This is a genomic window from Duganella phyllosphaerae (assembly GCF_001758785.1).
GTDB lineage: Bacteria > Pseudomonadota > Gammaproteobacteria > Burkholderiales > Burkholderiaceae_D > Rugamonas > Rugamonas phyllosphaerae.
The window spans coordinates 1-24,731 of the sequence record NZ_LROM01000137.1; the positions used below are offsets into that span (position 1 = coordinate 1).

General features: G+C 61.3%; 17 protein-coding genes, 2 rRNA genes and 1 pseudogene. 6 read left to right on the forward strand and 14 right to left on the reverse strand.

The window, feature by feature from the left end:
* A partial coding sequence (locus DUPY_RS23320) for an amidohydrolase family protein (RefSeq protein ID WP_084640868.1) occupies positions 1-613 on the reverse strand: 613 nt, incomplete at its 3' end.
* 257 nt (positions 614-870) lie between these two features.
* Between DUPY_RS23320 and DUPY_RS29290 the strand changes: the two genes are divergently transcribed.
* On the forward strand, positions 871-1,212 hold the full coding sequence (locus tag DUPY_RS29290) for a type II toxin-antitoxin system VapC family toxin (RefSeq protein WP_071651689.1): 342 nt from the start codon (positions 871-873) through the stop codon (positions 1,210-1,212).
* Positions 1,213-1,221: 9 nt separating this feature from the next.
* Here DUPY_RS29290 and DUPY_RS23325 read toward each other — a convergent pair whose 3' ends face one another.
* From DUPY_RS23325 to DUPY_RS23345, 5 genes and pseudogenes are all read right to left on the reverse strand, one after another.
* Positions 1,222-2,667 (reverse strand): amidohydrolase family protein, encoded by a 1,446-nt coding sequence (locus DUPY_RS23325; RefSeq protein ID WP_070251552.1) that lies wholly within the window; start codon positions 2,665-2,667, stop codon positions 1,222-1,224.
* 96 nt (positions 2,668-2,763) lie between these two features.
* A complete protein-coding gene (locus DUPY_RS23330; RefSeq protein WP_070251553.1) occupies positions 2,764-3,465 on the reverse strand; it encodes an amino acid ABC transporter permease in 702 nt (233 codons plus the stop codon).
* The gene (locus DUPY_RS23335) at positions 3,465-4,196 is read right to left on the reverse strand and encodes an amino acid ABC transporter permease (protein ID WP_070251554.1); all 732 of its coding nucleotides are present in this window, start codon (positions 4,194-4,196) and stop codon (positions 3,465-3,467) included. Before DUPY_RS23335 ends, DUPY_RS23330 begins: the two co-directional genes overlap by 1 nt.
* A gap of 25 nt (positions 4,197-4,221) precedes the next feature.
* Positions 4,222-4,929, reverse strand: a pseudogene (locus tag DUPY_RS23340) (transporter substrate-binding domain-containing protein); the annotation flags it as partial.
* Between the two features lie 16 nt (positions 4,930-4,945).
* Positions 4,946-5,671 carry an amino acid ABC transporter ATP-binding protein gene (locus tag DUPY_RS23345; RefSeq protein WP_070251555.1) on the reverse strand — a complete coding sequence of 242 codons (726 nt, stop codon included), beginning with the start codon at positions 5,669-5,671 and terminating at the stop codon, positions 4,946-4,948.
* 260 nt (positions 5,672-5,931) lie between these two features.
* Between DUPY_RS23345 and DUPY_RS23350 the strand changes: the two genes are divergently transcribed.
* Complete coding sequence (locus DUPY_RS23350; protein WP_070251556.1) at positions 5,932-7,188, forward strand: dicarboxylate/amino acid:cation symporter; 1,257 nt, start codon at positions 5,932-5,934, stop codon at positions 7,186-7,188.
* A 56-nt stretch (positions 7,189-7,244) separates the two neighbouring features.
* Here DUPY_RS23350 and DUPY_RS23355 read toward each other — a convergent pair whose 3' ends face one another.
* Positions 7,245-9,074, reverse strand: a complete 1,830-nt coding sequence (locus DUPY_RS23355; RefSeq protein ID WP_070251557.1) for an ABCB family ABC transporter ATP-binding protein/permease — start codon at positions 9,072-9,074, stop codon at positions 7,245-7,247.
* An 83-nt stretch (positions 9,075-9,157) separates the two neighbouring features.
* Here DUPY_RS23355 and DUPY_RS23360 point away from each other — a divergent pair, with 83 nt between their 5' ends.
* Positions 9,158-9,622, forward strand: a complete 465-nt coding sequence (locus tag DUPY_RS23360; RefSeq protein ID WP_070251558.1) for an acyl-CoA thioesterase — start codon at positions 9,158-9,160, stop codon at positions 9,620-9,622.
* 70 nt (positions 9,623-9,692) lie between these two features.
* The gene (locus DUPY_RS23365; RefSeq protein ID WP_084640869.1) at positions 9,693-11,315 is read left to right on the forward strand and encodes an alkaline phosphatase D family protein; all 1,623 of its coding nucleotides are present in this window, start codon (positions 9,693-9,695) and stop codon (positions 11,313-11,315) included.
* Between the two features lie 110 nt (positions 11,316-11,425).
* Here DUPY_RS23365 and DUPY_RS23370 read toward each other — a convergent pair whose 3' ends face one another.
* The 4 genes from DUPY_RS23370 to DUPY_RS23385 all read right to left on the reverse strand — a co-directional run bounded on the left by DUPY_RS23370 (position 11,426) and on the right by DUPY_RS23385 (position 18,240).
* Complete coding sequence (locus DUPY_RS23370) at positions 11,426-13,096, reverse strand: long-chain-fatty-acid--CoA ligase (RefSeq protein WP_070251559.1); 1,671 nt, start codon at positions 13,094-13,096, stop codon at positions 11,426-11,428.
* 2 nt (positions 13,097-13,098) lie between these two features.
* Positions 13,099-14,802, reverse strand: coding sequence for a long-chain-fatty-acid--CoA ligase (locus DUPY_RS23375; protein WP_070251560.1), 1,704 nt, complete (start codon positions 14,800-14,802; stop codon positions 13,099-13,101).
* Positions 14,803-15,024: 222 nt separating this feature from the next.
* Entirely contained in the window at positions 15,025-16,152 is a 1,128-nt protein-coding gene (locus DUPY_RS23380) for an aminopeptidase (protein ID WP_070251561.1), read from the reverse strand.
* Between the two features lie 9 nt (positions 16,153-16,161).
* Positions 16,162-18,240 (reverse strand): molybdopterin-containing oxidoreductase family protein, encoded by a 2,079-nt coding sequence (locus DUPY_RS23385; RefSeq protein WP_070251562.1) that lies wholly within the window; start codon positions 18,238-18,240, stop codon positions 16,162-16,164.
* Between the two features lie 160 nt (positions 18,241-18,400).
* Here DUPY_RS23385 and DUPY_RS23390 point away from each other — a divergent pair, with 160 nt between their 5' ends.
* Positions 18,401-19,597, forward strand: coding sequence for a M20 aminoacylase family protein (locus tag DUPY_RS23390; protein ID WP_070251566.1), 1,197 nt, complete (start codon positions 18,401-18,403; stop codon positions 19,595-19,597).
* A 122-nt stretch (positions 19,598-19,719) separates the two neighbouring features.
* On the opposite strand, the gene DUPY_RS23395 is transcribed toward DUPY_RS23390, so the two are convergent.
* Positions 19,720-20,565 carry an NAD(P)-dependent oxidoreductase gene (locus DUPY_RS23395; protein ID WP_070251563.1) on the reverse strand — a complete coding sequence of 282 codons (846 nt, stop codon included), beginning with the start codon at positions 20,563-20,565 and terminating at the stop codon, positions 19,720-19,722.
* 192 nt (positions 20,566-20,757) lie between these two features.
* Between DUPY_RS23395 and DUPY_RS23400 the strand changes: the two genes are divergently transcribed.
* Positions 20,758-21,285: an acyloxyacyl hydrolase gene (locus tag DUPY_RS23400; protein ID WP_229255479.1), complete on the forward strand. Its 528-nt coding sequence runs from the start codon at positions 20,758-20,760 to the stop codon at positions 21,283-21,285.
* A 116-nt stretch (positions 21,286-21,401) separates the two neighbouring features.
* Here DUPY_RS23400 and rrf read toward each other — a convergent pair.
* Together rrf and DUPY_RS23410 are read right to left on the reverse strand one after the other, a co-directional pair.
* A 5S ribosomal RNA gene (rrf, locus tag DUPY_RS23405) occupies positions 21,402-21,514 on the reverse strand.
* A gap of 146 nt (positions 21,515-21,660) precedes the next feature.
* A 23S ribosomal RNA gene (locus tag DUPY_RS23410) occupies positions 21,661-24,533 on the reverse strand.
* Positions 24,534-24,731: the final 198 nt, after the last annotated feature.

Consider the following 24,731-nt stretch of genomic DNA (forward strand, 5'->3'; position numbering starts at 1 on the left):
GGGCGGTGATGGTGGCCGCGATCGGACCTTCCGCCTCGGCCACGTACTGCGCCGCTTCCTTGGTGGTGATGTGCTCGAAGACGATTTTCAGGGCCGGGAAATCGCGGCGCAGCGGGCGCATCACGCGTTCAATGAATACGGCCTCGCGGTCGAACAGGTCGATGTCCTGGTCGGTCACTTCGCCATGCACCAGGAACGGCATGCCCACTTCCTGCATTTTTTCCAGGGTCTTGTAACAGTTGGCGATGTCGGTCACACCGGCGTCGGAATTGGTGGTGGCGCCGGCCGGGTACAGTTTGACGGCGTGGACCACGCCGCTGTCGATGGCGCGCACGATTTCTTCCGGTGGCGTGTTGTTGGTCAGGTAAAGCGTCATCAACGGATCGAACGCCATCCCCGCCGGCAGCGCGGCCAGGATGCGGTCGCGGTAGGCGACGGCGGCGGCAGCGGTGGTGACCGGCGGCTTCAGGTTCGGCATCACGATGGCACGCGCAAACTGGCGCGCGCTATGCGGCAGCACGCTGGCCAGCGTGGCGCCATCGCGCAGGTGCAGGTGCCAGTCGTCGGGACGGGTGATGGTGATGCTGTCGGGGAGGGTTTCGAAGTCGGACATGGCGGGGCTTTCAGGCTGTTTTCGGGCTACCAGGATGGGTAAAACGGCGGAATGCGATATTTTACCTGTTGCGGCGCGACCTGGAGCGCCTGCCGTCCCGGTCGCTTGAACTCTGTGCGGGAGAGCGTAAGATGAAAACTCTCGCCAGGAGGCCGTCATGTCCAAGGTTCGTCTAGAGAAACTAAGGAAGCTCACACTACCGCCAGAACTTATTGCGCAGGCAGGCTTGCGTCAGGACGACGTGCTGGACGCTACCTATGCGATTTGCGAGCAATAAGCAACAGGGAAATCATCGGCTTCACAGGGGAAATCGCCGTGGTGGAAACCATGGTGGGACCGTATCGCAAGATGGATACCAGGATGATCCCACAACACGCGATTTTTTCCAGTCAAGTAACTTCCTGACCATTCTTCCACATGACAGCGAGATTTTCGACCATGCCGCGCGCATGCGTGCGGAAGATCGCTTGCGGTTTGTCGATGTCATTCACGTCGCCACCGCGACCTCGGCTGCTTGCAAGTATTTCATTACGAATGACAATGCAATCCGCACACGGAGTGGTCTCGCAGTGGTCCAGTTGGACACACTGCTTCCCTAGCCCAGCCACTTAGTGTTTTTGGGCCGAGCCGGCCCTGGCCTTCGCTTGCGCCAGCAACTGGTCGAGCATGACGCGGTCGTAGACTTTGCCGCGGCTGACCACGGTGCGGATCTGGCGCGTGGCGCTGATGTCTTGCAGCGGATTGGCGTCTAGTACCAGCAGGTCGGCCGTCTTGCCCGCTGCCAGGCTGCCGTAGCGGTCCAGCTTGCCCAGGAAGCGCGGGCCGGCGATGACGGCCGATTGCAGCGCCTGCGCCGGCGTCAGGCCGTATTTGACGTACAGCCCGATCTCGTCATGCAGCGCCTGGCCAGGGTAATCATAGGAGTTCAAGAAGCCGGCGTCGGTGCCAGCGATGATGCTCACACCTTCCTGCGCCAGGATCGGCAGCAGCGCGGCCGATTTCTCGAACGTGGCCTTGCGCAGCGCGATCTGCTCGGGATTGTCTTGCGCGGCGCGCTGCACGCGCCAGTCGTAGGTGGCGCGCAGGCCGGGGCCGATGTATTGCAGCGCTTCGTCGTGGCTGTGGTCTTCCATGTCGAGATAGGCCACCACGCGCGATACCGACAGCGTGGGTACCACGGCTGTGCCTTTCGACGCCATGTGGCGGAACGACGCGCGCGCGGTCGGCTCGTCGTAGCTCGCCAGGCTCAGTGCCATCGCCTGCTTGCCGGTCAAGGCGCCGGCTGCCACCTGCGCGGTCAGCTCGGCTTCGCGCGGGGTGGCTGCGCGCAGCAGGTACGACTGGTGCTCGACCGTGCCCAGGCCGGCGTCGAACATTTGCGCCAGCGTCTTTTGTACCGGGATGTGGCCGGACGTGCGCATGCCGCGCTCCCTGGCCTGGCGCAGCGCTTCGAGGTACAGCTCGGGCTTGAGCGTGTTTTCGGTGATCTTGACGAAATCTACTTTCTGCGCCTGCAGGCGGTCGAGCGCCTTGCCCACTTCTTCCGGCGTACCCACTTCGATGGTGCCTTTCCACAGCGGCTTGTAGCCTTCGAGCTTGGCGCCGGAAGTAAATATGGTGGGGCCTTCGAGCTGGCCGTGGTTGATCTGGTCGCGCCACGACAGCACCGTATCGGGCAGGTCGCCCGAGCAATCGCGCACGGTGGTAATCCCGTAGGCCAGGTACACCGGCAGCAGGTTCTTGTTCTCGTCGATCAGCGCCGGTCCGCCACCGAAGTGCACATGGGTGTCCCACAGGCCCGGCATCAGGTACTTGCCCGGCAAGCGCATGGTGCGCCGCGCGGCGTAATTGCGCAGGTCGCGGTCGTCGACCACGGCGATGATGCGATCGTCCCTGAGCACCACCGATTTGCCGCGCACGGCCTGGCCGCCGGCCACGTCGATCAGGATCGCTTGCGTAAGCACCAGGTCGGCGGCGATCCTGTCGGCAGCATGGGCGCTGGCAAGCATGCCGAGGACCAGCATGGCGCCGGCAAGTTTGGTCAAGGTAGGCATAGATATTTCCGTTAGCGTCAACAAACCGCGCATACTAGCAGACCCGCACTTCAGGGTCAGTGCCGACATTCGGACACGGGCTCAAGCAGATAGTGCTCAGTTCGTGTCCGAATGTCGGCACTGACCCCGAAGTAGGTGGCGCGAAAGCCACGACAGTGCACAGCACAGCACGAAATACACGGCTGCCACGAACGTGTACATTTCCACCAGGCGGCCGTCGCGTTGGGCGATCTTGCTGGCGGCGCCGACAAAGTCGGGGACCGAGAGGACGTAGACCAGCGAGACGTCCTGGAACAGTACGATGGTCTGCGTGAGCAGTACCGGCAGCATGTTGCGCAGCGCCTGCGGCAGCACTACGCGGCCCATCACCTGCCAGTAACGCAGGCCCAGTGCTTGCGCCGCCAGCACCTGGCCGCGCGGAATCGCCTGGATGCCGCCGCGCATGATCTCGCAATAGTACGCGGCCTGGAACAGCGTGAACGTGATCAAGGCCGACCAGAACGTGCCCACCTTGACCGGTTCCGGGGCGCCGATCAGCCATGCCGCCAAGTACGGCACCAGGAAATAGAACCAGAAGATCACCAGCACCAGCGGCACCGCCCGCACCAGGTTGACGTACGCGCTGGCCGCCAGTGCCAGCGGCGCAAAGCCCGACAGGCGCGCTAGCGCCAGCAAGGTGCCCAGCATCACGCCGCCCAGCATCGACAGCACTGTCAGTTGCAAGGTAAACGCCATGCCGACCTGGAACAGGTACACCCACGAGCGGGCGATGACGTCGACGTCGAAATCGGCAAACATCAGCGGCCTCCCAACGTGCCCGGCAGCGCCAGCCGGCGTTCGAGCCGGTGCATGGCGGCCGTTACCAGCAGGTTGAGCAGCACGTAGATCATGGTGGCGGCGGCAAACGCCTCGAACACCTGGAACGAAAACTCCTGCAACGCGCGTGCACTGGCGGTCAGTTCCATCAGGCCGATGGTGAGCGCGACCGAGCTGTTCTTGATGATGTTGAGGAACTCGCTGGTGAGCGGCGGCATGATGATGCGCAGCGCCAGCGGCAGCAGCACGTGGCGGTAGGTTTGCCGCAGCTTCAGCCCCAGCGCCAGTGCCGCCAGCCGCTGGCCGCCGGCCAGCGCCTCGATGCCGGCCGTCACCTGCACCGCCACCCGCGCCGACGTAAAAAAGCCGAGGCACACGACAGCGGTAACGAACGGCGCATTGGGCAACACCTTGACCTGCTCGCCCAGCGCCGCCGGCAGCAACTCGGGCGCGACGAAATACCATAAAAACATTTGCACCAGCAACGGGATATTACGAAACAATTCCACGTACGCGGTACCAAGCCGGCGCCACCACGGTGACGGCAGCGTACGCAGCGCACCGATGGCAAAGCCCAATGCCAGCGCCATCACCCAGCCGGCCAGCGCCGTGGCCAGGGTCCAGCCCAGGCCGCCCGCCAGGGTTTGCCAGTAGGGACGCACACCGTCCGGCGATAGCTCGCCGAAGATGGCCCAGTTCCAGTGGTAGTCCATGGCGGCAGCCCGGCGCGTGCGAGGGTTACTTCACCGTATAGGCGGCCGGGTCCGGTGAGTCGGTCGGCTTGGCGATGGCCGCCTTCAGTTGGGGCGACATCGGGAACTTGAGGTTGATGCCGCGCGGCGGGATAGCACTGGTGAACCACTTGGCATAGATTTTGGCAAATTCGTCGGACCGGTACAGGTCGGTGAGCGCGGCATCGACCACGGCCTTGAATTGCGGGTCGCCACGCCTGAGCATGATGCCGTACGGTTCGACCGACAGCGCCTCGCTGCCGATCACGTATTGGTCCGGGTTGCGCGCGGTGGCGACCTGGCCGGCCAGCAGGATGTCGTCGTTGGCCTCGGCCACGGCGCGGCCCGTTTCCAGCATCAGGAACGATTCGGGATGGTCCTTGCCGACCAGAATTTTCATGCCCAGCTTGCGCTCGGCGTTAAGCATGGTCATCTGCTTGTGGGTGGTGGTGCCGGCCGTGGCCACCAGGGTTTTGCCTTTCAAGTCAGCCAGCGAACCGATGTTGGAAGACTTCTTGGTCAGCAGCCGGTTGGCAATCACGAACATGGTGGGCGCGAACGCCACCTGCTTTTGCCGCTCGGCGTTGTTGGTGGTGGAGCCGCACTCGAGGTCGATGGTGCCGTTGGCCATGAGCGGGATGCGGTTGGCGGCGGTAACCGGGTTGGTGACCACCTTCAGGCCGCTCATGTTCAGGTGTTTTTGCACCGCTGCCACCGGGCCGCCTCACTACCTAATGAATAATACGCGCTAAAAACTCCCGTGCGCGCTCGGAACGCGGCGCACCGAAAAACTCTTCCTTGGCGCAATCCTCGAGAATCCTGCCCTGGTCCATGAACACCACGCGGTTGGCCACCTTGCGCGCAAAGCCCATCTCGTGGGTGACCACCATCATGGTCATGCCTTCCTGCGCCAGCCCCACCATCACGTCGAGCACCTCGTTGATCATTTCCGGATCGAGCGCCGAGGTCGGTTCATCGAACAGCATGGCGATCGGGTCCATCGACAGCGCGCGGGCAATCGCCACCCGCTGCTGCTGGCCGCCGGAGAGCTGGTTGGGAAACTTGTCCTGCTGCGACAGCAAGCCCACCCGGTCCAGGTACAGCAAGCCGCGCGCAGTAGCCTCCTCCTCGCTGCGACCCAGTACCTGGACCTGGCCCAGGTTCAGGTTCTGCCGTACCGATAAGTGGGGAAACAGTTCGAAGTTCTGGAATACCATGCCGATCCGTGCCCGCAGCTTGGGCAGGTCGGTGCGCGGGTCGCCCACGGAAATACCGGCCACCGTGATATTGCCCTGCTGGAATGGCTCGAGGCCGTTGACGGTCTTGATCAACGTCGATTTGCCCGAACCGGACGGGCCGCAGATCACCATGACGTCGCCCTTGGCAACGTTGGTGGTGCAGTCGGCGAGGACCTGGAACTGGCCATACCATTTGCTGAGATTGCTGATCGCTATCATATTTTTGTCGCCACGGGAGCGCGGGAAAGAATCGGTGTGGAATGGCGTCCACGCAAGCTTGACAGTGACCTTGGCCCCAAGGATACTGCGTCACTTGCTCAACGTTGCTCAATGTTTCATCAACCCACAAGGCTGACATTGACCGGATCATACCTCCGCACCTGGAGGCAATGACTTTATTTTGAACCAGATTGCGCTGGCGCAGAACCTCTCTGCGGCAAGCAACGTCCAAAGAGACACTATCACAGGGAAGCTAGAACATGCAGAAAAAAAGCCGATTGACCACCTACATCCTGGCTGCCCTGGTGCTAGGCATTATTACCGGCTATTTCGTCAACGCCAACGTGGCCACGCCCACCGGTTTCGTTGATTCGATGTCCCTGTTGACCACCGTGTTCCTGCGCCTGATCAAGATGATCATCGCGCCGCTGGTATTTGCCACCCTGGTGGTCGGCATTGCCCGCATGGGTGATGCCAGCGAAGTGGGCCGTATCGGCCTGAAAACCATGGGCTGGTTCTTCCTCGCTTCGGTCATGTCGCTGAGCCTGGGCCTGGTGCTGGTCAACCTGTTCCGTCCTGGTGATGCGCTGCTCGGCCATATGTCCACCGCCGCGTCCAACACCGGCATCGTGGCGTCGTCGCTGTCGCTCAAAGACTTCGTCACCCACCTGGTGCCGGCGTCCATCGTCGATGGCATGGCCAAGAACGAAATCCTGCAGATCGTCGTGTTCTCGCTGTTCTTCGGTATCGCCGCAGCTGCCATCGGCGAAAAAGCCAAGGCCCTGATCGACGCGCTCGACGGCCTGGCCCACATCATGCTCAAGGTCACCGGTTACGTGATGGCGTTCGCGCCGGTCGCGGTGTTCGCAGCCGTTGCCGGCACCATCGCCAAGAGCGGCCTCGGTGTGCTGTCCACCTACGGCGTGTTCATGGCCGAGTTCTACCTGGGCATCATGATCCTGTGGGGCTTGCTGATGTTTGCCGGCTTCCTGTTCCTGAAAAGGCGCGTGTTCGCCTTGATGGCCGAGCTGCGCGGCCCGGCCCTGCTGGCCTTCTCCACCGCCTCGAGCGAAGCGGCGTATCCGAAAACGCTGGAAGGCCTCGAGCGTTTCGGCGTGCGTAACCGTATCGCCTCGTTCGTGCTGCCGATCGGCTACTCGTTCAACCTCGACGGCTCGATGATGTACTGCACCTTCGCCACCGTGTTCATCGCCCAGGCCTACGGCATCGAGATGACGCTGGCCGAGCAGATCACCATGATGGCCGTACTGATGGTCACCTCCAAGGGTATCGCGGGCGTGCCGCGCGCTTCGCTGGTGGTGATTGCCGCCACCCTGAGCCAGTTCAATATCCCGGAGGCGGGCCTGCTGCTGCTGCTCGGTATCGACCACTTCCTGGACATGGCGCGTTCGGCCACCAACGTCGTCGGTAACGGCGTCGCTGCTGCGGTGGTTGCCAAGTGGGAGGGCGAGCTGGCCCATCCGGGCGACGAAGAAATGATCAAGGACGCTGCCTGATAGAAGTCGGCGCCGTGAAGTGACAAAGCCCGTTCAGGCGACTGAACGGGCTTTTTTCATTGTGGCGCGACTTCTTCGTCTTGCCTCGCCTGCTGGCGCTGCCACATCTGGGCGTACAGGCCATCGGCCGCCAGCAGCGCCTGGTGGGTTCCGCGTTCGACGATGCGGCCGTGGTCGAGCACCAGGATCTGCTGGGCGTCGGCCACCGTGGACAGGCGGTGCGCGATGACCAGCGTGGTGCGGCTCCTGGCGATCTCTTTCAACTGCGCCTGGATCGCCTGCTCGGCCTTGGAGTCGAGCGCCGACGTGGCTTCGTCGAAGATCAGGATCGCCGGGTTCTTGAGCAGGGTGCGGGCAATCGCCACGCGCTGCTTCTCACCGCCCGACAGTTTCAGGCCACGCTCACCGACCATGGTGGCGTAGCCGTCCGGTAGGCTCTCCACGAACTCGTGGATCGACGCCGCGCGGGCAGCGGCCACGATGTCGTCGCGCGTGGCGCCCGGCTTGCCGTAGGCTATGTTGTATTCGATGGTGTCGTTGAACAGCACCGTATCCTGCGGCACGATGCCGATCGCGTGGCGCACCGAATCCTGCGTCAGTGACCGCAAATCCTGGCCGTCGATCGAGATGCTGCCGGTGTTGACTTCATAGAAGCGGAATAGCAGGCGCGATAACGTCGACTTGCCCGAACCGCTGTGGCCCACCACCGCGGTGGTGGTGCCGGGGGCAATCGTGAAATCGACGTCGAACAGGATTTGCCGCTTGGACTCGTAGCTGAAGTCGACGTGGTTGAAGCGTACTTCCGCGCCCCTTGTCGCCAGCGGCTGCGCGTCCTTGGCATCGGCAATTTCGCGGTTCTGGTCCAGCAGCGAGAACAGCTTTTCCATGTCGGCCAGGCTTTGCTTGATCTCGCGGTAGATCACGCCGAGGAAGTTCAGCGGTATGTACAGCTGGATCATGAACGAGTTCACCAGCACCAGGTCGCCCAGGGTCATGGTGCCGGCAATCACGCCCACGGTGGCGCGCCACAGGATCAGCGTGACCGCCACCGCGATGATCAAGGACTGCCCGGTGTTCAATACCGACAGCGAGGTTTGCGACTTGACCGCCGCCGACTCGTAGTTCTGCAGACCTTCGTCGTAGCGTTTCGCCTCGTAGTCCTCGTTGCCGAAGTACTTGACGGTCTCGTAGTTGATCAGCGAGTCGATCGCCTTGGTATTGGCCCTGGAATCGAGGTCGTTCATGGTGCGGCGGAAGTGCGTGCGCCAGTTGGTCACCGTGACCGTGAAGGTGATGTACGACACCAGCGCCACCAGCGTGATCACGCTGAACCAGATATCGTAATGCAGCACCAGGTAGCCCAGCACCAGCGTGATCTCGACCAGCGTGGGCAGGATGTTGAACAGTGTGTAGGAGATCAGCGAGCCGACCGCGCGAGTGCCACGCTCGATATCGCGCGTCATGCCGCCGGTCTGGCGATTCAAATGGAAGCGCAGCGACAGCGCGTGCAAATGGCGGAACACTTGCAGCGCGATGGTGCGCACCGCGCGCTGGGTTACCCGCGCGAACAGGAACTCGCGCAGTTCGGTAAACACGGTGGTGGACAGGCGCAGCAAGCCATACACCACCAGCGCCGCCACCGGCAGCACCAAGAGCGCCTGCGGGTGCTGCGGGGTGATGGTGAGCGAGTCGATCAGGCGCTTCATGACGATCGGCACGCCCACGTTGGCCAGCTTGGCGCCGACCAGGCAGCCCAGCGCCAGCAGCACGCGCCACTTGTACACCCACAGGTAGGGCAGCAGGGTTTTCAGGGTGGCGAGGTCGGTACGGGTACGGGGAGCTGGCTGGACACTGGGGTCGGCTGGCGAATTCGGGTAACGGCGCATAGGGACAAGGTCGGGAGGGGTGGGCAGCGCTGGGCTTTTTATGGTTCAATCTTGGACATTGTAGCCCTTGCCGAGATTTCACGATGACCACCCCAGAAAAAACCCCGCTTGCCATCACCACCATCAACCGGGGCCTGCCCGCTGGGAAAATGCCGGAACTGCGCATGATGCCCTCCCCGTCCGACGCCAATGTCTATGGCGACGTGTTCGGCGGCTGGATCATGGCGCAGGTCGATATCGCCGGCTCGCTGCCGGCCACCCGCCGCGCCAACGGCCGCGTGGCGACCATCGCGGTCAACTCGTTCGTGTTCAAGAATCCCGTGTTCGTCGGCGACCTGCTGTCGTTTTATGCCGATATCGTCAAGGTTGGCAATACGTCCATTACCGTCAACGTCGAGGTGTACGCGGAGCGCAACCGCCTGCAGGCCGATACCGTCAAGGTGACCGAGGCCGTGCTCACCTACGTGGCCACCGACTCCGACCGCAAGCCGCGCAAGGTGCCGCCGATCGAGACGCTGATCCACGCGTTGCCGGGGCAAGCGGGATGACGCGCCTGACGCGCCGCCGTGGATAGCCGCCGGATGACCTGCCCGGGCATCACCGTGGATCAGCCGCGCCATGGATAGCCAGCGCCGTATCTTCCTGGCCACCGCCGGCCACCTGGCCGGGCTGGCCACGCTGGCAGCATGCCACGACACCCGCAGCGGCACTGGCAGCAGCGAGGCAGCAACACGCACCGCCATCCCCGCCAGCGCCAGCCAGGGCGCCTACCCGTTCAGCCTGGGCGTGGCCTCCGGCTCGCCCCTGCCCGATGCGGTCGTGATCTGGACCCGCATCCTCCATGATCCATTGAATGCAGCCGCCATGCCCGCCGTGGCGCTGCCGGTGCGCTGGGAGGTGGCCGACGATGAACACTTCAGCCGCCTCGTGGCCAAGGGCACGGCCAGCGCCACGCCGGCGCTGGCCCATAGCGTGCACGTCGATGTGACCAACCTGGCGCCCGGGCGCTGGTACTTCTACCGTTTCATCCTCGGCGATGCGGTCAGCCCCGTCGGCCGCACCCGCACCGCGCCGGCAGCGACCAGCATGCCCGAGCGCCTGAAGCTGGCCGTGGCTTCGTGCCAGCACTGGGAGTTCGGCACCTACGCCGCCCACCGCCACATTGCCGCCGCCGCACCCGACCTGGTGGCCTTCCTCGGCGACTACATCTACGAATGGGGCCCGTACCAGCTCCGGCATCCGAAGCGCGCCGTGCGCGTCTCGGAATCGTTCACGCTGGCCGACTACCGCAACCGCTACGCCCAGTACAAGAGCGACGCCCACCTGCAGGCTGCCCACCACGCGGCACCATGGATCGTCACCTGGGACGACCACGAGGTGGCCAACGACTACGCGGCCGACCGCGACGAACGGCTCAACCCCGAATTCGTGCTGCGCCGCGCAGCGGCCTACCAGGCCTTCTACGAACACATGCCGCTGCGCCTGTCGGTGCCCAAGCCCGGCGACTTTGCCAACATGCGCATCTACCAGCGCTACGACTGGGGGCGGCTGGCGCGCTTCCACGTGCTCGACGACCGCCAGTACCGCGCCTGGCACGCCTGCCCACCCAGGGGGCGCGGTGGCTCCACCTCGGTGATCCGGCGCGACTGCGCGGCGCTGGGTGATGCCAGGCGCACCATGCTCGGCGACGTCCAGCAGCGCTGGCTCGACGATGGGCTGGCGTCGTCGCCCGCGCGCTGGAACATCCTGGCGCAGCAAACCCTGATGGCGCAGAACAGCCAGCTGCCCTTCAGGCAGGAAGCGGACGTGCGGATCTGGACCGATGGCTGGGATGGCTATCCTCGGGCACGTGAACGGCTGCTCGAGTCGCTGCGCACCAGCGGTGCCAGCAACCCGCTGGTGCTGTCGGGCGACGTCCACAGCTTTTTCGCGGCCGAGATCAGCCGCTATCCCACCCGCGCCGCATCGAAGAGCAACCAGGTGCTGGCCAGCGAGTTTTGCGGCACGTCGATCACGTCGCCGTCACGGCCGCAAAAGCGTACCGAGGAGTTCGTGGCGATCAATCCGGGGATCAAGTATGGCAAGAGCGACCAGCGCGGATTCATGCTGCTGGACGTGACGCCGGAGAAGACCACCGCGCACTTCCAGGCGCTGGCCGATGTGCACGATGCGGGGAGTGGCATCGCGACTGCGGCCAGCTTCGTGGTGCGCAATGGCCGGGCCGGGGTGGGGAAGGCTTGAATTGGATCCCCGCCTGCGCGGGGATGACGCATCCACATCCAGCGGCTGTAAAGCCGTCATCCTCGCGTACGCGGGGATCCATAGCGCGTATAAGAGACTGAACTGTTTCCTTAAGCCGCAGTCTTCTCATCCCGCAACTGCCGCCGCAGGATCTTGCCCACGTTGGTCTTCGGCAGCTCATCGCGGAACTCGATGAACTTCGGCTTTTTGTACGCGGTCAGCTCGTGCTTGCAAAAGTCCAGCAATTGCTCGGCCGTCAGGTTCGGATCCTTGCGCACCACGAACAGTTTGACGGCCTCGCCCGAATTCTTGTCCAGCACGCCGATGCACGCCACTTCCAGCACGCCCGGGTGGCCGGCCACCACGCCTTCCACTTCGTTCGGGTACACATTGAAGCCGGAGACGATGATCATGTCCTTCTTGCGGTCGACGATGCGGGTGTAGCCGCGCTCGTCCATGATGCCGATGTCGCCGGTCTTGAAGTAGCCGTCGGCGGTCATGGTCTTGGCGGTTTCGTCGGCGCGGTTCCAGTAGCCGGCCATCACCTGCGGGCCACGGATGGCGATTTCTCCGGTCTGGCCCAGCGGTACTTCGCGGCCGTCGTCGTCGATGATGATCACTTCGGTCGATGGAATCGGCAGGCCGATGGTGCCGGTGAATTCCTTGATGTCCACCCGGTTGGCGGTGGCCACCGGCGAGGTTTCGGACAGGCCGTAGCCTTCGATGATCGGCGTGCCGGTCACCTTGAGCCACTTGTCGGCCACGGCCTTTTGCACCGCCATGCCGCCGCCGTTGCACACCGAGTAGCTGGAGAAATCGAGCTTGGCAAAATCGGCATTGTTGAGCAGCGCGTTGTACAGGGTATTGACCGCTGGGAGCACCGCCACGCGGTACTTGGCCAGTTCCTTGACGAAGCCCGGAATGTCGCGCGGATTCGGAATCAAGAGGGTCAGGCCGCCCATGCGCATGCCCATGAAGGCGCTGACGGTGAGCGAATAGATGTGGTACAGCGGCAGCGCCGCCACGAACACCAGCTGGTCCTCCGAATGCTTGAACTGCAGCCACGCCTCGTTTTGCAGCACGTTGGCGATGATATTCCGGTGCAGCAGCACGGCGCCCTTCGAGACACCCGTGGTGCCGCCCGTGTATTGCAGGAAGGCGATGTCGTCATGGCCCTGCTTGACCGGCTTCAAGGTCATGCCGGCGGCGTCCGCCATCATTTTCTTGTACGAGATCGCACCGGGCAGCGAGTACGCCGGCACCATTTTCTTGACCTTGCGCACCACCAGGTTGACGATCGCGCCTTTCAGGAAACCCAGCATATCGCCCATGGTGGCCACCACCACGTGCTTGACGCTGGTGTTGGCGATTACCTGTTGCAAGGTGACAGCAAAGTTTTCCAGCACGATGATGGCTTCGGAACCGGAGTCGATCAGCTGGTGCTGCAGCTCGCGCGGCGTGTACAGCGGGTTGACGTTGACCACGGTGTAGCCGGCGCGCAGAATGGCTGCCATCGCCACCGGGTACTGCAACACGTTCGGCATCATGATCGCCACCCGCGCGCCGGGCGACAGGCCCAGGCTTTGCAGCCAGGCGCCCATCTGTTGCGACAGCTGGTCGAGCTCGCGGTAGGTGAGGAACTTGTCCATGCACACGTAGGCGTTGCGGTCGGCGTACTTGCGGAAGGCTTCTTCCAGCAAGTGCGTGATCGAGCGGAATTGGGTGCTGTCGATTTCCGCCGGGACGCCCTCCGGGTAGGACTTGAGCCAGATTTTTTCCATCGTTATACAGCCTTCTCGTTCGTTTTTTTCTGTGGTGGGGTGTCTTCGTCGCGCAACATGCGCCGCAAGATCTTGCCGACATTGGTTTTCGGCAGTTCATCCCGGAATTCGATGTATTTCGGCTTCTTGTAGCCGGTCAGGTTTTGCTTGCAATACGCCATCAGGGTCTCGGCCGTGAGGTTCGGGTCCTTGCGCACCACGAACACTTTGACGGCCTCGCCCGAGTGCTCGTCCGGCACGCCCACGCAAGCGCACTCGAGTACGCCTGGATGGGCGGCGATCACTTCTTCCAGTTCGTTCGGATAAACGTTGAAACCGGAGACCAGGATCATGTCCTTCTTGCGGTCGACGATTTTCACGTAGCCGCCGTCGTTCATGATGCCGATGTCGCCCGACTTGAAGTAGCCGTCGGCGGTCATCACCTTCGCCGTTTCGTCCGGGCGGTTCCAGTAGCCGGCCATCACTTGCGGGCCACGGATGGCGATTTCACCTGGCTGGCCCAGCGGCACTTGGTTGCCGTCGTCGTCGAGGATGGCGATGTCGGTGGACGGAACCGGCAGGCCGATGGTGCCGCTGAAAGCGGTCGCATCGCCGCGGTTGCAGGTGGCGACCGGCGCGGTTTCGGACAGGCCGTAGCCCTCGATGATCGGCGAGCCGGTGGCCTTGAACCAGCGCTCGGCCACCACCTGCTGCACCGCCATGCCGCCGCCAAAGCTGAGCTTCAAGCCGGAGAAATCGAGCTTGCCAAAGTCGGGATGGTTGAGCAGGCCGTTGTACAGGGTGTTTACCGCCGGCAGCATATTGAAGCGGTACTTGCCCAGCTCCTTGATGAAGCCGCCGATGTCCCGCGGGTTCGGAATCAGGAGGTTGAGCATGCCGCTGCGCATGCCCCACATGGCGCACACGGTCAGCGCGAAGATGTGATACAGCGGCAGCGCCGCCACCATCACCGGCTGGCCTTCGACCACCCCCACGGCCGGCTCCGACCACATTTCGATCTGCAGCATGTTGGCGATCACGTTCTGGTGCGTCAGCACGGCGCCCTTGGCCACGCCAGTGGTGCCACCCGTGTATTGCAGGAAGGCGGGGTCGGCGGGCTTGATGTCGACTGGCGTCAGTTTCATGCCGGCGCCGTGCGACAGCGCCGACTTGAAGCGCACCGCGTTGGGCAGCGAGTACGCCGGCACCAGGTGCTTGACGTTGCGCACCACGAAGTTGACCAGCAGGCCCTTGGCAAAGCCCAGCAACTCGCCCATGGTGGCGACGACCACGTGCTTGACCTGGGTGCGCAGCAGCACCTGCTCGAGCGTGTGCGCAAAGTTTTCCAGGATGACGATGGCGCTGCAGCCGGAGTCGTTGAGCTGGTGCTCGAGCTCGCGCGGCGTGTACAGCGGGTTGATGTTGACGACGGTGTAGCCGGCGCGCAGGATGGCGGCGATCGCGACCGGGTACTGCAGCACGTTCGGCATCATGATGCCGACCCGTGCGCCCTGCTTCATGCCCCGGCTTTGCAGCCAGGCGCCCAGGCGCCTGGAATAATCGTCGAGTTCGGCGTAGGTGAGGTACTTGTCCATGCAGACGTAGGCATTGCGGTCTGCGTACTTGCGGAACGACTCTTCCAGCAACTGCACCAGGGAACCGTACTGTGCCGTGTCTATCTCGGCCGGCATGCCGGGGGGATAGGACTTCAACCAGATTTTTTCCATGCCTGCGCCTCTTGTCTCGTTATCGTTGTGGGCCGGCGCACAGTGCCGGTTCAGGAGTCGAGTGTCGTCTGCGCGCACTGTTCGAGCCTGCTGATAACGCGATGCTATCGGTCAGTTGACGCGGACGCAAGCGCATTTAAACATAATTAGAACGTCGCTTCTAACGCGTCAAGAGGGTGAAATCATGCTGCATAGCAGCATCGCGTCGATATCCGGCCCGCCTTACAACATGCCGGACCCGGTAGTTTGTCCGGTCGCTGCGGGGACGGTATCGGCTGTTGCGGTGCGCGCGAGTTGATCGAGGCGCTGCTGTCGTTGAGCAAAATCAAGCGTAGCCAATTTTTGCACTGCACCATAAAATCGCACGAACGTTCTTTCTTGCTTGAGCAAGCTTCTAAATGCCGGCAGGTAATCATGGTAAGCGCCCACTGCGGTCAAGTGGGCATTGGTCAGCGGTTCGGCAAACCAGCGGTCGTAACCGGCGTAGCCGCCCCAGCTTTCCTTGAGTTTTAGATAGTCGGATTGGAGGTGGGCGAAGATGCGCGCCTTCTCGGCGCGGCGGTGGCGCATGCTGGTCTTGCTGGCATAGTTATCGGCCAGCATTTGCCGGTGGCGCACCAGCAGCGCCAGAAACTCGGCGCGGCGGCCGTTGTAGCGCGCGTAGGCCAGGCGCATCTCGTCGGTGCCGTAGAGCTCGAGCCAGCGCTGCACGCCAGCCTCTTCCACCGCCGTGGCGAAGCTTTCGTTGAACTGGGTGTCGCCCGCCACGTACACCACCTGGTGCGCCAGTTCGTGGAACACCATGCGCGCCAGTTCGGCGTCCGAGTAATTGATGAAGGTCGACAGCAGCGGGTCGCTGAACCAGCCCAGCGTGGAATACGCCGGCACGCCGCCCACCTGCACGTCGTTGCCTTCGGCGCGCAGCTCGTCGGCATAGGCGTTGGCGTCGTTCTTGCTGTAGTAGCCGCGGTAGCTGACGCAGCCGGCAATCGGGAAGCACCACTGGATCGGCCGCAGCGACAGCTCGGGCGTGGCCACCACGTTCCACAGTACGAACGGGCGCGACAGCGCGGCGTAGTTTTTATAGCTGGCGTTGTTGGGCAGGTTCAGTTCCTGCACCGCGAAGCGGCGAATCAGCAGCGCTTTTTCGAGCCGGGCCTTGAGCTGCGGATCGGTGGCGGGGTCGCCGAGCCAGTCATCGATCGGACGGGCGTCCGACCACAGCGAGTATTGTCCTTGCGCTGCCTGCATGTAATACTTGAATTGCGCGCAGCCGGCCAGCATCGCCAGCGTGCACGCCGTCACCAGCCAGTACCTGGTGCGAAGAACTCGGCGGGCAAATTTGCGCATACATTACCTTCAAGCACTAACTCTTTCAACCTGTACGAGTGTATCGTAAAACGTCGGTGCGCGGCCCATGTCGGTGAGCCTCTGGCTGGTGACTTCATTGGCATTCTTGCCGTCGCTGGCAAGCTTTTTCCACCACACTGATAATCCAACCACCAGCCCGACACGGGCCTTGTCGGTCACGCGTGCGCGGGCCTCGAACGCGCCGCGATCATTGAAAATTCTGACCATTTCCCCATGGGCGACACCGCGCGCGGCAGCATCCGATGGATGGAGATCGAGGTGCGGTTCGGCTTCGGCGGCGCGCAAACTCTTGACGTTGACGAACGTCGAGTTGAGGAAATTGCGGGCCGGCGGAGAAATCATCGCCAGTGGGTAGCGCTGTGCAAGTTGAGGGTTGCTTGCAACAGATTCATACGGTTCGAGGTAAGTAGGCAACGGATCGAGACCATCGCGCGCCATCTGGGCCGAATAAAACTCGCACTTTCCCGACGGGGTGAAAAAGCCGCCGTGGGCGAACGGCGCCTCGGGCATGTTGAGCTTTTGCCAGCCTTGTTGTTTCAGCGATTCCCAGTCGAAATGCATGGCACGCGTGTCGCCGGTTTTGAACGCCTGCGCGGCCAGCTGGTCGTCGGTCTCGGCAAAGCATGGATCGGTAAAGCCCATCGCGCGCGCCAGCAGGCGGAAAATTTCCGTGTTGGGCTTGGACTCGCCCAGCGGCGCGATGGCGGCATTGTTGGCCATCATGTACAGGTGGCCGTACGACGTGTGAGCGTCGATGTGCTCGAGCTGGGTGGTGGCCGGCAGCACGATGTCGGCGTAGTCGGCGGTGTCGGTCTGGAACTGCTCGAGCACGACCGTAAACAGGTCTTCACGGGCGAAACCGGCCGCCACTTTCGATGAATCGGGGGCAATCGCCACCGGGTTCGAGTTGTACACGATCACTGCTTCCACCTGCGGGCCGAACGTGGCCGAGCCGGGTCGCAGCAGGTCGTCGCCGATGGTGGTCATGTTGATGGTGCGCGGCGTTTTTTTCAGCAAGTCGGGTCGTTGCAGCGCTGGCTTGTTGGTCGGGAACGAACCGCTCGACGATAGTTGCACCCCGCCTGCCGCATGGCGCCAGGCGCCGACCAATGCCGGCAGACAGGCGATATTGCGCACCGCCATGCCGCCGCCGCGCACACGCTGCACGCCGTAGTTGGTGCGGATCGCCACCGGCAGGCCGGCCTTGGCGGTCTGACCGTACAGCCGCGCCAGCTCAATCACTTCATCGGCGCTGATGCCGCAGGTGGCGGCGGTGCGCTCGGGCGTCCACTCGGCCGCGCGTGCCTTGAGCTGGTCGAAGCCGAGCGTGTAATCGGCAATGTAGTCGTGGTCGAGCAGGTCTTCGGCGATCAGCACGTGCATCAGGCCCAGCGCCAGCGCGGCGTCGGTGCCGGGCAGCAGCGCGATGTGCTGATGGCATTTCTCGGCCGTCAGCGAGCGGTACGGGTCGATGGCGATCAGCCTGGCGCCGTGACGCTTGGCTTCCTGGGCGCGGGTCCAGAAATGCAGGTTGGACGCGATCGGATTGCCGCCCCAGATGATGATCAGCTTGGCATTTTGAAACTGCTCCATGTCGGTGCCGACCGACGCGCCAATGGTGTACTTGTAACCGGTGGCGCCGGCGGTGGCACAGACGGTGCGGTCCAGCAGCGAAGCGCCCAGCTGGTTGAAAAAGCGCGACGACATCGACTCGCCCTGGATCAAACCCATGGTGCCGCAGTAGCTGTACGGCAGGATCGCTTCCGGGTCGCGCGCGGCAATCGGCGCCAGGCGCTCGGCAATGGTGCGCAGCGCCTCGTCCCAGCTGATGCGTTCGAACTTGCCCTCGCCTTTCGCACCGACGCGGCGCAGCGGGTACAGCAGGCGCTCGTCGTGGTAGGTACGCTCGGTGTAGCGGGCGACCTTGGTGCACAGCACGCCGGCCGTGGTCGGGTGGTCGGGGTCGCCCTTGACGGCGGTGGCCACGCCGTCTTCCACGGTCACCAGCAGGGCGCAGGTGTCGGGGCAGTCGAGCGGGCACGCCGCGCGAACTTGTGTGCTTGTCATGTCTGGATCCAAAAGGCGGGATGCGTAAAAACAATATGGTAAACGATTAGCGGCGATCCCATGCCGGCTTGAGTCCGCTCTGGATAAAGTTTGCGCACACGGGCTACAATGGTCTTTCTCGCTACTCACAAGGCAAGCGACACCCCATATGGAGAAGCAGATGAAACTAGTTGATCCCATCATTGCGTTTCAATCCGAAATACAGCAGATCCGCCGCGACCTGCATGCCCATCCAGAACTCTGCTACGAAGAGCAGCGCACGTCCGACGTGATTGCCGACAAGCTCACGCAGTGGGGCATCCCCGTGATCCGCGGCCTGGGCGTGACCGGCGTGGTCGGCATCATCAAGAACGGCACATCTGAACGTTCGATCGGCCTGCGCGCCGACATGGACGCGCTGCCCATGCAGGAAATCAATACTTTCGACCATGCCTCGCGCCACCCGGGCAAGATGCACGCCTGCGGCCACGACGGCCACACCGCCATGCTGCTGGGCGCCGCCAAACACCTGGCCGAGCACCGCAACTTCGACGGCACCGTGTACCTGGTGTTCCAGCCCGCCGAAGAAGGTGGCGCCGGCGCCAAGCGCATGATCGAGGACGGCCTGTTCGACCAATGCCCGATGGATGCGATCTACGGCATGCACAACTGGCCCGGCATTCCGGCCGGCCACATGAGCGTGGTGGAGGGCCCGATGATGGCGTCCAGTAACGAGTTCTACTTGACCATCAAGGGCAAGGGCGCTCACGCCGCGCAACCGCACAAGGGTGTCGATCCGGTGATGGTGGCGGTGCAGATCGCGCAAAGCTGGCAGACCATCATCAGCCGTCAGAAAAGTCCGCTCGACACGGCCGTGCTGTCGATCACGCAAATCCACGCCGGCAGCGCCACAAACGTAATACCCGACGATGCCAAGATGGTGGGCACGGTGCGCACCTTTACCTGGCCCGTGCTCGACCTGATCGAACAGCGCATGGAAGAAATCGCCCGCCACACGGCCGCAGCGTTCGGCGCCGAAGCCGAATTCCGCTTCCGCCGCAACTACCCGCCACTGGTCAACCACCCGGCCGAAACCCGTTTCGCGGTGGAAGTGATGACAGAGGTGCTGGGCGCCGACCGGGTGGACGACCAGGTAGAGCCGACCATGGGCGCGGAAGATTTCGCCTACTTTCTGCAGGCCAAGCCCGGCTGCTACATGTTCATCGGCAACGGCGAAGGCGACCACCGCGACGGCGGCCACGGGCTGGGCCCTTGCGTGCTGCACAACGGCAGCTACGATTTCAACGACAACCTGCTGCCGATCGGGGCGAGTTTCTGGGTGCGGATGGTGGAGAAGAGTTTGCCGCTGGTGAACTAGATCAGATTGCCGCCATCGAGGCGGTCCGCCGAGGCGAAATGACGGCGTGACCGTCAGCCGCCAGCTTTTGAGTCGTCATTCCCGCGTAGGCGGGAATCCAATTTCTCCAGGCAGCCAACGACTCAAACTCGATCTGGCCCACTCCCCACCCGTATTCCCGGGTTCAACTCTTCAAGCCCGACTAACGCCGCCGAGTGGTCCGCCTGCGGCATTGCTCCCACCAATGCCTCGAACCGCTCGGTCACCAGCGCAGTCACCGGCAACACTACCCCGGCAGCCGCTGCCGCCGCGAGGATGTTGCGCTGGTCCTTGACTTGCGTCGCCACCTTACCGCCGGCAACAAAATTACGCTCCAACATGCGCTGGCCATGGACGTCGAGAATTTTGCTCTCGGCAAAGCCGCCGCGTATGGCCGCGCGCATCGCTGCGGGGTCGGCGCCGGCCGCCTGGGCCAGCAGCATGGCCTCGGCCACGATGTTGATGGTCGCACCGACGATCAGCTGGTTGCACAGCTTGGCCACTTGGCCGCTGCCAGCCGGCCCCACCAGGGTAGGTCGCCCCATCGCCTCCAACACCGGCGCAACTTCGGCGTAATCATCGACATCGCCACCAGCCATGATGGCCAGCGTACCAGCCGCCGCACCGCCCACGCCGCCGGACACCGGCGCATCGATAAAGCGGTTGCCCTGCCCTTGCAGCAACGCATGAAATGCCTGCGCCTCGGCCTGTTGCGTGGAGCTCATGTCCACCCATAAGGCCTTGGGCGCCAGCGACGGCAAGGCGTCATGCATGACTTGCGCCACGACCGGCCCGGCTTCGAGCATCGAGATGACGATGCCGGCGTCGCGCACTGCATCGGCCAGCTGGGCCACCGGCTGCGCGCCGGCGTCAGCGAGCGCCTGTGCCTTGGCGTGGGTGCGATTCCAGACCGTGACCGCGTGGCCGGCCGCCAGCAGGCGCCGGACCATGGGGTCTCCCATCAAGCCAATACCGAGAAATGCGATACGCATAGACAATCTTGCTCCTGAAGATAATCAAAACAACGGTGCGCCGGAAGAAAATCCGGAACCCCGGTACAATCCTGCCAGCCGTATCAACCCAGCATACAGCACAGATCAAGTCGGTATAAACACAAGGATACTATGTTCGCGAAGACACTAATGGCGGCAGTGGCCGCCCTCATGATGAGCCAGGCAGCTATGGCCCAGGATAAACTGATCGACTCGGTTTCGGTCGACTACGGCTCCGGGCCCAAGCAGCGCATGGTGCGCCTGAGCGCGGCCAATGATTGGGAAAAACAATGGTTCCAGTCGAACGGTACCCACCTGAGTGGCTACTGGGAAGGCAGCGTCGGCTATTGGCGTCAAAACCAGTACCGCAACGTGCCGGGCCTGGAAAAAGGCCTGTGGGACGTGGGTTTCACCCCGGTGTTCCGCTTCCAGAATGACAACAAGAAGGGGATTTACTACGAAGCCGGCATCGGCGTTCACCTCTTGTCCAGCCTGTACAAGAACGACAGCCGGGAATTGTCGACCGCCTTCCAGTTCGGCGACCACATCGGCATCGGTTACGTCATGCAAAACAACTGGGAAGTCGCCCTCAAGCTGCAACACTTCTCCAACGCCAGCATCAAGCGCCCGAATGGCGGCGCGAACTTCCTGGAACTGAAGGCCGCGTACCACTTCTAATCCATTTAATTCGACAGCTTCGTTATTCCCGCGCAGGCGGGAATCCAGTTTATGCAGGTTGCAAACGCAAAAAAGCCCCAACCAGATCACTGGTTGGGGCTTTTTCTATATAACTAGCCTGACGATAACCTACTTTCACACTGGTTGCAGCACTATCATCGGCGCAAAGTCGTTTCACGGTCCTGTTCGGGATGGGAAGGGGTGGGACCGACTTGCTATGGTCATCAGGCATTGAACTGTACGGGCCGCGTTCTGGTGAACGTTGCCCAGAATCTGGGAGAAGCAAGTAGCAGTATTAAATACTGGGGTAATGAAGTTGTTGTATCAACGAACGTTCCAACGCACTTCTTATTCCCTATAACCTGCTAAGGTTATAGGGACAAGCCGTACGGGCAATTAGTACTGGTTAGCTTAATGCATTACTGCACTTCCACACCCAGCCTATCAACGTCCTGGTCTCGAACGACCCTTCAAAGAGCTCAAGGCTCTGGGAAATCTCATCTCAAGGCAAGTTTCCCGCTTAGATGCTTTCAGCGGTTATCTCTTCCGAACTTAGCTACCCGGCAATGCCACTGGCGTGACAACCGGTACACCAGAGGTTCGTCCACTCCGGTCCTCTCGTACTAGGAGCAGCCCCCTTCAAATTTCCAACGCCCACGGCAGATAGGGACCAAACTGTCTCACGACGTTTTAAACCCAGCTCACGTACCACTTTAAATGGCGAACAGCCATACCCTTGGGACCGGCTACAGCCCCAGGATGTGATGAGCCGACATCGAGGTGCCAAACTCCCCCGTCGATATGAACTCTTGGGAGGAATCAGCCTGTTATCCCCAGAGTACCTTTTATCCGTTGAGCGATGGCCCTTCCATACAGAACCACCGGATCACTATGTCCTACTTTCGTACCTGCTCGACTTGTCAGTCTCGCAGTTAAGCACGCTTATGCCATTGCACTATCGTCACGATGTCCGACCGTAACTAGCGTACCTTCGAACTCCTCCGTTACACTTTAGGAGGAGACCGCCCCAGTCAAACTGCCTACCATGCACTGTCCCCGACCCGGATAACGGGCCAAGGTTAGAACCTCAAATGAACCAGGGTGGTATTTCAAGGTTGGCTCCACGAGAACTGGCGTTCCCGCTTCAAAGCCTCCCACCTATCCTACACAGATTGATTCAAAGTCCAATGCAAAGCTACAGTAAAGGTTCATGGGGTCTTTCCGTCTAGCCGCGGGTAGATTGCATCATCACAAACACTTCAACTTCGCTGAGTCTCGGGAGGAGACAGTGTGGCCATCGTTACGCCATTCGTGCAGGTCGGAACTTACCCGACAAGGAATTTCGCTACCTTAGGACCGTTATAGTTACGGCCGCCGTTTACTGGGACTTCAATCAAGAGCTTGCACCCCATCATTTAATCTTCCAGCACCGGGCAGGCGTCACACCCTATACGTCCACTTTCGTGTTTGCAGAGTGCTGTGTTTTTATTAAACAGTCGCAGCCACCAGTTTATTGCAACCCTTTCGCCCTATCACAGTAAAGTGACCAAGCTACCGGGGCGTACCTTTTCCCGAAGTTACGGTACCAATTTGCCGAGTTCCTTCTCCCGAGTTCTCTCAAGCGCCTTAGAATACTCATCTCGCCCACCTGTGTCGGTTTGCGGTACGGTCTCGTATGACTGAAGCTTAGAGGCTTTTCTTGGAACCACTTCCGATTGCTACAGAACCGAAGTTCTTCGTCCCAGTCCCTTGAATTACGCGCCCGGATTTGCCTAAGCGCCTTCTATGAACCAGAAACTGCCTATTCCAACAGGCAGACAACCTTCCGCGATCCGTCCCCCCATCGCATCATACGACGGTGCAGGAATATTAACCTGCTTCCCATCAGCTACGCATCTCTGCCTCGCCTTAGGGGCCGACTCACCCTGCTCCGATGAACGTTGAACAGGAAACCTTGGGCTTACGGCGTGGGGGCTTTTCACCCCCATTATCGCTACTCATGTCAGCATTCGCACTTCTGATACCTCCAGCATCCTTTACAAGACACCTTCGCAGGCTTACAGAACGCTCTCCTACCATATCCTTGCGGATATCCGCAGCTTCGGTGACTGGCTTAGCCCCGTTACATCTTCCGCGCAGGACGACTCGATCAGTGAGCTATTACGCTTTCTTTAAATGATGGCTGCTTCTAAGCCAACATCCTGACTGTTTTAGCCTTCCCACTTCGTTTTCCACTTAGCCAATCTTTGGGACCTTAGCTGGCGGTCTGGGTTGTTTCCCTCTTGACGCCGGACGTTAGCACCCGACGTCTGTCTCCCAAGCTCGCACTCATCGGTATTCGGAGTTTGCAATGGTTTGGTAAGTCGCGATGACCCCCTAGCCATAACAGTGCTCTACCCCCGATGGTGATACTTGAGGCACTACCTAAATAGTTTTCGGAGAGAACCAGCTATTTCCAAGTTTGTTTAGCCTTTCACCCCTACCCACAGCTCATCCCCTAATTTTTCAACATTAGTGGGTTCGGACCTCCAGTGCGTGTTACCGCACCTTCATCCTGGCCATGAGTAGATCACTTGGTTTCGGGTCTACACCCAGCGACTATCGCCCTGTTCGGACTCGATTTCTCTACGGCTTCCCTATATGGTTAACCTTGCCACTGAATGTAAGTCGCTGACCCATTATACAAAAGGTACGCAGTCACGGAACAAGTCCGCTCCTACTGTTTGTATGCACACGGTTTCAGGATCTATTTCACTCCCCTCCCGGGGTTCTTTTCGCCTTTCCCTCACGGTACTGGTTCACTATCGGTCGATTACGAGTATTTAGCCTTGGAGGATGGTCCCCCCATATTCAGACAGGATTTCTCGTGTCCCGCCCTACTTGTCGTACGCTTAGTACCACCGTTTGAATTTCGTGTACGGGGCTATCACCCGCTATGGCTGCCATTTCCAGAGCATTCCACTATTCAATCGACTATCACGTACAGGCTCTTCCCATTTCGCTCGCCACTACTTTGGGAATCTCGGTTGATTTATTTTCCTGCAGCTACTTAGATGTTTCAGTTCGCCGCGTTCGCTTTGCATACCTATGTATTCAGTATGCAATGACCTAAAAGGCCGGGTTTCCCCATTCGGAAATCTGCGGATCAAAGCTTGTTTGCTAGCTCCCCGCAGCTTATCGCAAGCTACTACGTCCTTCATCGCCTGTAATCGCCAAGGCATCCACCATGTGCACTTATTCACTTGTCCCTATAACGTTAGCCCCTGCGACTAAACAAGGAGCGTTTATAGGAATAAGAAGTACTACGTTGTTGCGTTTGTTGATACATACAATCATTACCCATCGCGCTACGTTTTACCGTAACACGACACATAAAAATCTACTTACTTCTTCCAGATTGTTAAAGAACATACAGCACTTGGTCTCTAAAAGACCAAATCTAAATC

What these genes read in the sequence shown, in the direction of transcription:
- DUPY_RS29290 (WP_071651689.1), top strand. Translation starts at nt 871, where the DNA reads ATGCGATTTGCGAGCAATAAGCAACAGGGAAATCATCGGCTTCACAGG.
- DUPY_RS23325 (WP_070251552.1), bottom strand. Translation starts at nt 2,667, where the DNA reads ATGCCTACCTTGACCAAACTTGCCGGCGCCATGCTGGTCCTCGGCATG.
- DUPY_RS23330 (WP_070251553.1), bottom strand. Translation starts at nt 3,465, where the DNA reads ATGTTTGCCGATTTCGACGTCGACGTCATCGCCCGCTCGTGGGTGTAC.
- DUPY_RS23335 (WP_070251554.1), bottom strand. Translation starts at nt 4,196, where the DNA reads ATGGACTACCACTGGAACTGGGCCATCTTCGGCGAGCTATCGCCGGAC.
- DUPY_RS23345 (WP_070251555.1), bottom strand. Translation starts at nt 5,671, where the DNA reads ATGATAGCGATCAGCAATCTCAGCAAATGGTATGGCCAGTTCCAGGTC.
- DUPY_RS23350 (WP_070251556.1), top strand. Translation starts at nt 5,932, where the DNA reads ATGCAGAAAAAAAGCCGATTGACCACCTACATCCTGGCTGCCCTGGTG.
- DUPY_RS23355 (WP_070251557.1), bottom strand. Translation starts at nt 9,074, where the DNA reads ATGCGCCGTTACCCGAATTCGCCAGCCGACCCCAGTGTCCAGCCAGCT.
- DUPY_RS23360 (WP_070251558.1), top strand. Translation starts at nt 9,158, where the DNA reads ATGACCACCCCAGAAAAAACCCCGCTTGCCATCACCACCATCAACCGG.
- DUPY_RS23365 (WP_084640869.1), top strand. Translation starts at nt 9,693, where the DNA reads ATGGATAGCCAGCGCCGTATCTTCCTGGCCACCGCCGGCCACCTGGCC.
- DUPY_RS23370 (WP_070251559.1), bottom strand. Translation starts at nt 13,096, where the DNA reads ATGGAAAAAATCTGGCTCAAGTCCTACCCGGAGGGCGTCCCGGCGGAA.
- DUPY_RS23375 (WP_070251560.1), bottom strand. Translation starts at nt 14,802, where the DNA reads ATGGAAAAAATCTGGTTGAAGTCCTATCCCCCCGGCATGCCGGCCGAG.
- DUPY_RS23380 (WP_070251561.1), bottom strand. Translation starts at nt 16,152, where the DNA reads ATGCGCAAATTTGCCCGCCGAGTTCTTCGCACCAGGTACTGGCTGGTG.
- DUPY_RS23385 (WP_070251562.1), bottom strand. Translation starts at nt 18,240, where the DNA reads ATGACAAGCACACAAGTTCGCGCGGCGTGCCCGCTCGACTGCCCCGAC.
- DUPY_RS23390 (WP_070251566.1), top strand. Translation starts at nt 18,401, where the DNA reads ATGAAACTAGTTGATCCCATCATTGCGTTTCAATCCGAAATACAGCAG.
- DUPY_RS23395 (WP_070251563.1), bottom strand. Translation starts at nt 20,565, where the DNA reads ATGGTCCGGCGCCTGCTGGCGGCCGGCCACGCGGTCACGGTCTGGAAT.
- DUPY_RS23400 (WP_229255479.1), top strand. Translation starts at nt 20,758, where the DNA reads ATGGCGGCAGTGGCCGCCCTCATGATGAGCCAGGCAGCTATGGCCCAG.